Annotated in this window: 11 protein-coding genes; 6 read left to right on the forward strand and 5 right to left on the reverse strand. The window is 41.6% G+C overall.

The window, feature by feature from the left end:
- The 4 genes from lptD to rsmA form a co-directional block, all read left to right on the forward strand.
- Positions 1-929, forward strand: a 929-nt coding sequence (gene lptD / locus Q0241_RS13235) for an LPS assembly protein LptD (RefSeq protein WP_299378237.1), incomplete at its 5' end; no start/stop codon positions are given.
- A gap of 39 nt (positions 930-968) precedes the next feature.
- Positions 969-2,216: a peptidylprolyl isomerase gene (locus Q0241_RS13240; RefSeq protein ID WP_299378239.1), complete on the forward strand. Its 1,248-nt coding sequence runs from the start codon at positions 969-971 to the stop codon at positions 2,214-2,216.
- Positions 2,213-3,223: a 4-hydroxythreonine-4-phosphate dehydrogenase PdxA gene (gene pdxA, locus Q0241_RS13245; RefSeq protein WP_299378241.1), complete on the forward strand. Its 1,011-nt coding sequence runs from the start codon at positions 2,213-2,215 to the stop codon at positions 3,221-3,223. Before Q0241_RS13240 ends, pdxA begins: the two co-directional genes overlap by 4 nt.
- A 2-nt stretch (positions 3,224-3,225) precedes the next feature.
- Positions 3,226-4,086: a 16S rRNA (adenine(1518)-N(6)/adenine(1519)-N(6))-dimethyltransferase RsmA gene (gene rsmA, locus Q0241_RS13250; protein WP_299378244.1), complete on the forward strand. Its 861-nt coding sequence runs from the start codon at positions 3,226-3,228 to the stop codon at positions 4,084-4,086.
- A 15-nt stretch (positions 4,087-4,101) separates the two neighbouring features.
- Here the strand turns inward: rsmA and gmk are convergent, their stop codons facing one another.
- Entirely contained in the window at positions 4,102-4,746 is a 645-nt protein-coding gene (gmk, locus tag Q0241_RS13255; protein ID WP_299378247.1) for a guanylate kinase, read from the reverse strand.
- 19 nt (positions 4,747-4,765) lie between these two features.
- A complete protein-coding gene (locus tag Q0241_RS13260; protein WP_299378249.1) occupies positions 4,766-5,659 on the reverse strand; it encodes a YicC/YloC family endoribonuclease in 894 nt (297 codons plus the stop codon).
- A gap of 120 nt (positions 5,660-5,779) precedes the next feature.
- Between Q0241_RS13260 and Q0241_RS13265 the strand changes: the two genes are divergently transcribed.
- Entirely contained in the window at positions 5,780-6,541 is a 762-nt protein-coding gene (locus Q0241_RS13265) for an SDR family NAD(P)-dependent oxidoreductase (protein ID WP_299378252.1), read from the forward strand.
- Positions 6,542-6,683: 142 nt separating this feature from the next.
- On the opposite strand, the gene Q0241_RS13270 is transcribed toward Q0241_RS13265, so the two are convergent.
- Both Q0241_RS13270 and infA read right to left on the reverse strand, forming a co-directional pair.
- The gene (locus tag Q0241_RS13270) at positions 6,684-7,475 is read right to left on the reverse strand and encodes a YdhR family protein (protein WP_299378254.1); all 792 of its coding nucleotides are present in this window, start codon (positions 7,473-7,475) and stop codon (positions 6,684-6,686) included.
- Between the two features lie 373 nt (positions 7,476-7,848).
- Positions 7,849-8,067: a translation initiation factor IF-1 gene (gene infA / locus Q0241_RS13275; RefSeq protein ID WP_046507661.1), complete on the reverse strand. Its 219-nt coding sequence runs from the start codon at positions 8,065-8,067 to the stop codon at positions 7,849-7,851.
- A 341-nt stretch (positions 8,068-8,408) separates the two neighbouring features.
- On the opposite strand from infA, the gene Q0241_RS13280 reads away from it, so the two are divergent.
- Positions 8,409-8,759 (forward strand): hypothetical protein, encoded by a 351-nt coding sequence (locus tag Q0241_RS13280; RefSeq protein ID WP_299378260.1) that lies wholly within the window; start codon positions 8,409-8,411, stop codon positions 8,757-8,759.
- Between the two features lie 377 nt (positions 8,760-9,136).
- On the opposite strand, the gene Q0241_RS13285 is transcribed toward Q0241_RS13280, so the two are convergent.
- Positions 9,137-9,401 (reverse strand): hypothetical protein (locus tag Q0241_RS13285; protein WP_299378262.1); only part of this gene is annotated, 265 nt, incomplete at its 5' end.

Raw genomic sequence — 9,401 nt, forward strand, 5'->3', positions numbered from 1 at the left:
ATACAGGCTCTTGGGGTGATCAATATAAACTCACGACACAGATACAAACCGATGGATATTGGGTCAACGGCGTTAATACTGAAAATAATGATATTCGCAAAAACGGGGATAGTTACACAGGCTTTACGGGTCGTGTTTTCCCACAAATGGCTTTGGAATGGCGGTTCCCTTTTGCCAGTCATCGCGGAAACTTCAGCCAAACAATCGAGCCCATTGTACAAGGTGTCCTCGCACCAAATGGATCGAATCCAAACGAAATTCCAAACGACGACAGCCGTGACTTTGAGTTTGATGATGCCTCTCTCTTTTCCCTAAATCGGTTTGCCGGAACAGACCGTGTAGATTCAGGAAGCCGCGTAAGTTATGGCTTAAAATGGACGGCATCGACGGTATCTGGTAACCAGGCCGACGTTATGATTGGACAAAGTTATCGGTTTAGCGGGAAAAGCAACCTTCATGAAGAAAATTCAGGTTTGAAAGAATCTGTATCAGATATTGTAGGGCATGTAGGTATATATACTATTGATAACTTTAGTGCCCTATATCGCTTTAGGTTTGACCCTGATGATTTAGGCGTTAATAGAAATGAAGTTGAAGTCAATATTGGCCCAGCGGCATTTAACTTAAACTTGGATTACGTCTTCCTTAAAGACGACAATATCGATGGTGAAACCTCTGATAGAGAAGAAGTCAAAATTGGTATTAACAGCGAGTTAACTAAATATTGGAGCCTGAGGTCTAGCTATACGCGTGATATCGATGCAGATTCGTCCCGTGAAGCAAGCTTGGGCCTAATTTACCATGATGAATGTATCATTATAGATAGCCAATATTCTCGCACATGGTTCCAGGATAGAGAAGTAGAGCCAGATAACAGGTTTATGGTTGAGCTAACATTTAAACACTTGGGTACAATTCAGCCATTATAATTTATTTCGGCTACTTGAGACAAAAGGTATCGGTATCAAATGAGAATTAATTTTGCTGCGAATTTGTTGGGCCTTGCCCTCATGCTAACAACAGCAACGACTTCATTTTCACAAGACGTTTTACGTCCTGCAGCAGTTGTGAACGACGATATCATATCTTTGCTGGATGTAAGCCAGCGTACTCAGCTCGCAATTGTATCAAGCAAGCAAAAAAACACTCCGCAAGTTCGACAAAGAATGGTCAGACAAGTGGTTCGTATTCTCATTGACGAAAGGCTCAAACTTCAAGAAGCCGAGCGACTTAATATCACAATATCAGACCAACAAGTTCAACGTGCCCTGACCGCTGTTGCGAAGCAGAACAAAATGACGGTACAACAACTGACAGATGGGTTGCGGAAACAAGGCGTGCTTCCAACAACCCTTCTTGACCAATTTAAAGCCGATATTGCATGGAGAGCAGTTGTTAACAGACGGCTAAGATCATCTGTTAATATCTCTGAAGCTGAAATAGATGAAGTTATTACAAAACTTCAATCAGATGGCCCAGCAGTCCAGAAAAGAATTTTTGAGATTTTCCTCGGTATCGATACTGCTTCCGATGAAGCTAAAATAAAAGCACAAGCAGATGACGCTCTACTGACGATAAAAAATGGTGGAAATTTTTCTGCTTTGGCCCGGCAAATATCACAATCAAACAGTGCCGGGTTGGGTGGAGATCTGGGATGGTTGCAAACAGGGCAACTTTCTAACGAGCTTCAAACCGCTGTAGAATCCGCCTCTATAGGGTCATTGCTCGGCCCGATACGAACCAAGAGAGGTTATTATATTCTCTTAGTTCAAGATCAACGCTCTGCTGAAAGTGAACAGAAAGTCCATCTAAAACAATTCTTCTTCTCTTTGCCTGCAAATCCAAGTTTTGAAGAAACACAACAAGCACAATCAAGAGCAGCTGATGCAAGACGGAAATTCACAAGCTGTAATGAAATGGATGAACTATCCGATGAACTCGGTGACGATGGGTCAGGTGATTTAGGAACCCTTAAAACTAAAGACCTTCCCGCCACAACTAGGGCAGCCATAGAGCAGGTAAGTGAAGGCCAAACAACAGCCGCAATCAAAGTTACGGGCGGTTTGGCTGTTATAGCAGTCTGTAATCGTCAGGAAAGTGGTGGTGTTGATCGATTGGCAATTCAAGAAAAACTGACGAATGATAGATTAGATACCCTCGCAAGAAGGTACCTTTTAGATCTTCGCAGAAGTTCAAACGTGGATATACGTCTGTGAGCCAATCGATACCTTTACCTGTAGCCATAACAATGGGAGACCCTGCTGGCATTGGCGGTGAACTAACACTTAAAGCGTGGGATAAATTACATCAAAAGGCGGCACAGCCTTTTTTTGTAATAGATTGCCCTAGTCGCTTAAAAAAACTGGCAACCGATCTATCGTTAAACGTACCTGTTAGAGAAATTTCATCTCCTATTGATGCTGTTTCCTGTTTTGGGCAGGCATTACCTGTCATTTCAGAAGAACTACACGAAGCTGTAACTCCTGGTGTAGGAGATCCCCGCAATGGTTCTGCTGTTATTAATTCCATCAAAAGATCAGTAGGTTTTGTACAGAATAAAGAAGCCTCAGCAGTTGTCACAAATCCCATTAATAAAGCCGTTCTTTATCAATCAGGCTTTAACCATCCCGGACACACAGAATACCTAGCGGATTTAGCCAAAAGTAAAACTCCGTCCGTTATGATGCTTGCTTCCAAACAATTACGTGTTATTCCCGTTACGATTCATCTTTCCCTAGCTGAGGCAATAAATAAACTCGATAGCGATTTGATAACGCATACAATAAGAACGGCAAGTACCGCGTTGAAACAAGATTTTGGTATTCGCACACCGCGTATTGCAGTTTCAGGACTAAACCCGCACGCTGGTGAAGACGGCACAATGGGTTCAGAAGAAATTGATCTGATCATTCCAACACTTGAACTCCTTCGTAAAGAAGGCATCGACGTCAGAGGCCCTCTACCAGCAGACACAATGTTCCATGCCAAAGCACGCGAGGGATACGATGTCGCCGTTTGTATGTATCATGATCAGGCATTGATCCCAATTAAGACCTTGGATTTTGACAACGGCGTCAATATTACACTTGGCCTTCCCTTTATCCGGACTTCACCTGATCACGGTACCGCCTATAATATAGCTGGACAGGGAATTGCAAATCCCAATAGTTTTATTGCAGCGATTGAAATGGCAACAACAATGGCAAGAGCCAAAGTACACTAAAAATGAACAGATCATCAGACAACCTCCCCCCACTAAGAGATGTTATCTCGCGCTTTGATCTCGCCGCAAAAAAATCTCTTGGACAAAATTTCTTACTGGATTTGAATTTGACTTCCAGAATAGCAAGAGGAGGGGGCCCACTTGATCAAGGAACAATATTCGAGATTGGCCCCGGACCGGGCGGTTTAACACGTGGGCTGCTTATGGAAGGCGCCCAACACGTTATTGCCATAGAGAAAGATCAACGTTGTCTCGAAGCCCTGAAAGAAGTCTCAACTGCTTATGGCAATAAATTACAAGTTATGGAAAGCGACGCCCTTAAGGTCGACTTAACAGAACTTGGAAGCCCTCCACGACGAATTGTCGCCAATCTGCCATATAACATTTCAACAGTACTTCTTCTTAGATGGCTGAAACAAGTTGCGCTGGATTCAACTTGCTTTGCAAGTTTAACCCTCATGTTTCAAAAAGAAGTGGTTGATCGCCTGATTGCTGAGCCCAGAACAAAAAGCTACGGCCGCCTGAGTGTCATGACACAATGGCTCTGCGAAACCTCTGCGCTTTTTGATATTCCGCCTAGGGCCTTCATCCCTCCACCGAAGATAACATCAACAGTAGCAAGGCTGGAACCTAGACCAAAACCATTGGCAGAAGCCAATGTATTTACGATGGAAAAAATCACAGAATCAGCCTTTGGGCAAAGACGTAAAATGTTGCGTCAAAGCCTAAAAAGTCTGGGCACGGATACTCCAGAGCTTATATCAATCGCTGGTATAAAAGAGACAGCCCGGGCAGAAGAACTTACCATTGAAGAGTTCTGTTCAATTGCCCGCGCCTATGATCACCTTAAAAGCCGATCCTAAAGCCCACTTCCAAAACTACGCTTGGCGTAATCCACGGACAAAAGAATCAAGGTCAGGCCGACGGTCTCGCTTTAATCTCTCTGCCCTGAGAATAGCCTGAACATCGGCAACAGATTTTTCTACATCTGTATTTACAATAATATAATCATACTCCGCCCAATGACTCATTTCATCAGCTGCTTTAGCCATCCGTCCTTTAACAACCTCTTCGCTATCCTGAGCCCGCGCATAAAGGCGTCTCTCTAACTCTTCCAACGACGGCGGAAGGATAAACACGCGAACGATATCATTAGCTGCCTTTGCAGCAACTTGTTGTGTTCCCTGCCAATCAATATCGAACAGAACATCCTGCCCAGATGAAAGCCCTTGTTCTACAGGTTCACTTGGTGTGCCATATTTATTATCAAATACAGTTGCATGCTCCAGCATCTCATTACTATCCACCATCGAGTTAAACTCTTCAGAACTCACAAAGAAATAATCTTTGCCGTGGATTTCCCCCGGGCGCATTTGCCGGGTGGTCGCAGATATCGATAGCGTAAGCTCTTCTTCTCTTTCCAGTAAAATTCTGGAAATTGTTGTTTTGCCAGCCCCGGATGGGGAAGAAAGGACCAGCATAAGTCCACGACGTTCAAGCGTGGGAGCAACAACAGCATTCATTGTTTCTAAAACCTTACTTTTATTCGACGTTTTGAATTTGTTCGCGAAGTTGTTCTATCGTTGCCTTGAGCTCAATACCAATCGTCGTCAATGCAACGTCAGAAGACTTTGAGCAAAGTGTGTTGGCTTCGCGATTAAACTCCTGACAAAGAAAGTCTAACCGACGCCCACAGGGGCCCCCATTTTCCAAAAGCTCACGTGCAGCAGCAACATGCGCAGCGAGGCGGTCAAGCTCTTCCCGAATATCAGCCTTCGTTACAAGGATCGCGATTTCCTGTGCTAGACGCTCTTCGGAAACAGTACTTGTATCAGATAACAGCTCTGTCAGTTGTTTATTAAACCGCCCCTGTATCGCTGCCGGTTGTGTCGCAGCAAGTTTCGCAGCTTCTTTTTGTAATCTATCAATATCATCCAATTGACCAGATGCAATTTCTCCAAGCCTTGCTCCCTCTTCGCAACGCGTGTTTTTCATTGCATCAATAGCATCTTTCAGACTTGTTTCAATCAAACCCATACGTCTATCAGACTCGTCTTGAGCTTCCTCTTCCTCAACAAGCTCTAACACACCACGTAAATTCAAAATACCATCAATGGAAGGGGCAACAGCATCCAGATCATTACTAATTCTTGTTGCAAGCGGAATAACTTGTTGCAGGATGTCTTCGTTCACTTGCAACTTCACCGACTTCTGCTTGTTATCAATCACAAGGTTGATATGGAAATTTCCGCGTTTAAAGTTTTTTGCCAACGCGGACCTGACTTTTGCATCTAAAATTTCGAATCCATTTGGAACCCGACATCTGGCGTCCAAGTTTTTACCATTGACGCTTTTAAGCTCCCAAGACCAGGTTGTCCCTGCGTATTCACCTTCAGCACGGGCAAATCCTGTCATGCTGGCAATTGCTTTTCCCATAATGGTTCCTTGGGGTTATTGAAACATCCTACTCAACCACATGATCGATTGTTTTACATTCATCACAAGCAGCCTTATTTTCATAAGTCTTATACCCAAAGCATATGAGTTACTGCAAGAATGACAATTCCAAAGACGATATTTATTACCGGCGCTTCTAGTGGTATTGGTGCCGCCCTTGCAGAATATTATGCCAAGCCAGGAAATATTTTATTCCTTACGGGCAGAAATAGGGAACGTTTAAAGACCATATCAGATCAATGTATAAAACGTGGTGCAGACGTCCATCAATTGCAATTGGATGTCATAGACCAATGGGCCTGCTACCAAGAAATCATAAAAGCCAATCAACTGTCAAAACTTGATCTTGTTATAGCCAACGCAGGCATTTCAGGCGGCACAGGAAAACAAGACGAATCTGACCGTCAAACGCGGGAAATAATGGATATAAATCTGAACGGTGTACTCAACACTGTTCTCCCTTCAATTGAGATCATGAAATCCAATGGTCAGGGACAAATCGCGATTATGTCTTCTCTCGCTTCATTTAAAGGGCTTCCTAGTGCCCCTGCTTACTGTGCCAGTAAAGCAGCTGTTCGCACCTGGGGGGAAAGCCTACGAGGTACCTTAAAGAAGAGTAACATCAAGGTCTCAGTGATAACACCCGGCTTTGTCAAAAGCGGTATTACAGCCGTCAATAAATTTCCAATGCCATTTTTAATGGAAGGTGCAAAAGCAGCGACCATTATTGGCAAAGGTTTAGAACGGAATAAAGCCCGTATCTCTTTTCCAAAACCAATGTACCTTGCTGTATTGTTCTTCTCTGCACTGCCCCTTTATCTCTCAGAATTTATCTCGAACAAATTACCTAACAAGCAGTAATTCATCACAAATTATATTCCCGCAAAATGACAATAAATTCTGTCTAATTAGGTTAAGCTCTAACGATCATACCCTGTAAGAAACAACACCATAAAGCCGTCCCAATAAATGGAACGGCCTAATATAGTTTTATCGTTCAGATCTATACAAAAAAGGGTGAATACATATCTCGGCTCGCCTCTTCAGTCAGGTTGGCATCAAACACACGTGTATAGAAAGCCGCATTCATCCTTTTTGCTGTCTGAGGGAATGTTTCCAAGGCAAAAGAAGTGGCATTCTCTAGCGTATCAAAGGCATCAATCCCACCGATGGTATTGGTGTGCAAACCACTCAGCCATGTTTTCGCTAACAGACCTTTTTGTTGCTTCAAAACAGGGTTGCGTTCCTGCCAAGGTGCATTTGCAAACGGCACGTTAACTTGTACTTCTGTATAAACAAACGCTCCTGGCTTTTGCCGAGGTGCAATACCAAAGTGTGGAGAACCAATATCCAGGCTTGCATCTTTTACAAGTGTCGCATCAAAAATACGGGTATTGTGCGCAGCACCAAACCCACCCGCTTCAGCAGGAAAGTACCCCGTTACAAATTTTTGTGCATTTTCAATACTGTCGAATGCGTAGATACCACCAAGTGAATTTGTCTTAACGCCTGCCAGCCAAGTTTTGTTTATAAATCCGGGCTGTTCTTTTATCGCTCTATTTACATCCCCCCACGGTGCTTTTTCAAAAGGAACATTAATTTGTACTTCAGTATATACGAATGCTTTCGTGTCCATGATTTTCCCCAATGAATTAGTATTTGATTGTGCGAGAACACCTCTAGAACCAAGTGTTGACGCGAATGCTGTTGCGGCTACTGTTTTTGCCCCTACAACTAATACATCCCGGCGTGACTTCATCCCGTTATCCAAATTACCTAATTTACTTTCACTCATTTTCTCACCTTTGATTATTTTAGTTTTCTTATACATACATAAAATATAACGATCGATATATTTTATTAAATAGTGATCATGATATTTTTGTCAACATCTTTATCACGTTCGTTATATTTTAATGATGTATGAACTTATACGCGCAAGTCCCGAAGGCGCTAAGATACATGCCAGCGTATTATCAGTATCGTTTCAGAAAAGTAATAAATGAGTGTCGAGCTATACAAACGGACGCCGTAATCATGGACATTCCCCAAAATACCCACCAGCTCAGTGGGGATAATTTATCATATAATAGAAGCACAAAATGCGCGTTCCGTCTTAATGACCAAACGCGCAACTGCACTGTATTCTCTATTTTGAAAAGATAGAGCTATTTGTGACGGAAAGTGATCCGGCCCTTAGTCAAATCATAGGGGGTCATTTCGACGTCAACTTTATCACCAACCATGGTACGAATGCGGAACTTGCGCATTTTACCACCAGTGTGGGCAATAATTTCGTGTCCATTTTCAAGCTCGACCCGGAACATTGCATTCGGGAGCTTTTCAATAACAGTACCACTAAACTCAAGGAGTTCTTCTTTAGCCATTCAACCTTTGCCTTTTTTATACCGCATTTGTGCGTGCCGCAAAATTACTCAACATTTGCGAAAGGTCAAGTAATCATCTCGTTTTTGCATAACTATCGTTAAAAATTAATGAAATCACATTTTAAAATAACCGTAAAACTACGGAAAATCCGACAGTAACCGTATGTTCTGATTGCCAAAACCATCTCGCTTCACAACTTCCTAGAAGTACGATTATCCTATTTCTTATTTACAGACCGCCAATGACGAACGTTTTTATTATGTTCTTTAGTTGAACTTTTATATGAATGTGATAATTACTTTATATAAGAAATTATTTTTATATAAAACGGAGGTTAACAATGGAAAGAATAAACAAGAATACTTTAATAATTGTGGTTTCTACATCAACAACAATATCAATGGCACAAGGTATTGCCACATTAGCTCAAGGTTGGGCAAGTACAATATCAGCACTTCAAGTTCTCTTAGTTATCTGTGCAGCTTTGGTGGGACTTGCATCAATGGCTGCTGGTGCTGTTCAACTTAAAAAGCATGGTGAGAATCCGCAACAAGTGCCTTTAAACAAAGGTTTGTTATTTTTAGCATCTGGTGCATTGCTATTCGGTTTAAGTGCTACATCGACAACTATGATCGATACAGTCTTCGGTAGTGAGTCAGGTGATTTAATTGAAGTTAAAACTGAGTTTTAAAGCTCAAAAGAAAAGAGCTTGATTGCTCTTTTTTAATTTAAATTGAAAATAATTATCATTTTTTTAAAAAATACAAATCCAATAATAGCTTGATAAAGCCAAATAAAAATCAATTTCATTATTTGCTATTGTAATAGTTTTTAGTAATGCTATCTAATATATATCAAATTATTAAAGGAGACTAATTATTATGATAAACGAATTGATGATGATAGGTTTAACAGTTGGAACTGTCAGTGCATCTGGTATAGCTGCGAAGTTTCTATCATTAAAAAGTGCAATGGTTGTTATGTTCTCATCCATGACATATAGCAACTTTTATTACACCGAACATAACACTCACTCGATGGACAGTGAATCAATTATAAATGAACATCCTATAAAGGATGCTGTAACAGAGATTTTTGACAAACATATGAATCATCGATTTTATTCAATTGGATCTTAGATAAGTTTTTGTCTGCATAATCTTGAATCCAGCCTTTGTTTGGAGTGTTTTCATTAATGTCGGCAGTATGATTTTTTACAGCATCATAGAATTTTCCAGCATATTCTTGTCTTCCCCAACATCCAGGGCACATCCCTTCCGGAACTTCTTCCGTTTCTTTGTTTTTATACTTTTTTAGTAATGTTAATAGGCTA

The sequence above is a fragment of the uncultured Kiloniella sp. genome, assembly GCF_937128705.1.
In the GTDB taxonomy this organism is placed as follows: Bacteria; Pseudomonadota; Alphaproteobacteria; order Kiloniellales; family Kiloniellaceae; genus Kiloniella.

What these genes read in the sequence shown, in the direction of transcription:
- Q0241_RS13270 (WP_299378254.1), bottom strand. Translation starts at nt 7,475, where the DNA reads ATGAGTGAAAGTAAATTAGGTAATTTGGATAACGGGATGAAGTCACGC.
- gmk (WP_299378247.1), bottom strand. Translation starts at nt 4,746, where the DNA reads ATGAATGCTGTTGTTGCTCCCACGCTTGAACGTCGTGGACTTATGCTG.
- rsmA (WP_299378244.1), top strand. Translation starts at nt 3,226, where the DNA reads ATGAACAGATCATCAGACAACCTCCCCCCACTAAGAGATGTTATCTCG.
- Q0241_RS13280 (WP_299378260.1), top strand. Translation starts at nt 8,409, where the DNA reads ATGGAAAGAATAAACAAGAATACTTTAATAATTGTGGTTTCTACATCA.
- Q0241_RS13265 (WP_299378252.1), top strand. Translation starts at nt 5,780, where the DNA reads ATGACAATTCCAAAGACGATATTTATTACCGGCGCTTCTAGTGGTATT.
- infA (WP_046507661.1), bottom strand. Translation starts at nt 8,067, where the DNA reads ATGGCTAAAGAAGAACTCCTTGAGTTTAGTGGTACTGTTATTGAAAAG.
- Q0241_RS13240 (WP_299378239.1), top strand. Translation starts at nt 969, where the DNA reads ATGAGAATTAATTTTGCTGCGAATTTGTTGGGCCTTGCCCTCATGCTA.
- Q0241_RS13260 (WP_299378249.1), bottom strand. Translation starts at nt 5,659, where the DNA reads ATGGGAAAAGCAATTGCCAGCATGACAGGATTTGCCCGTGCTGAAGGT.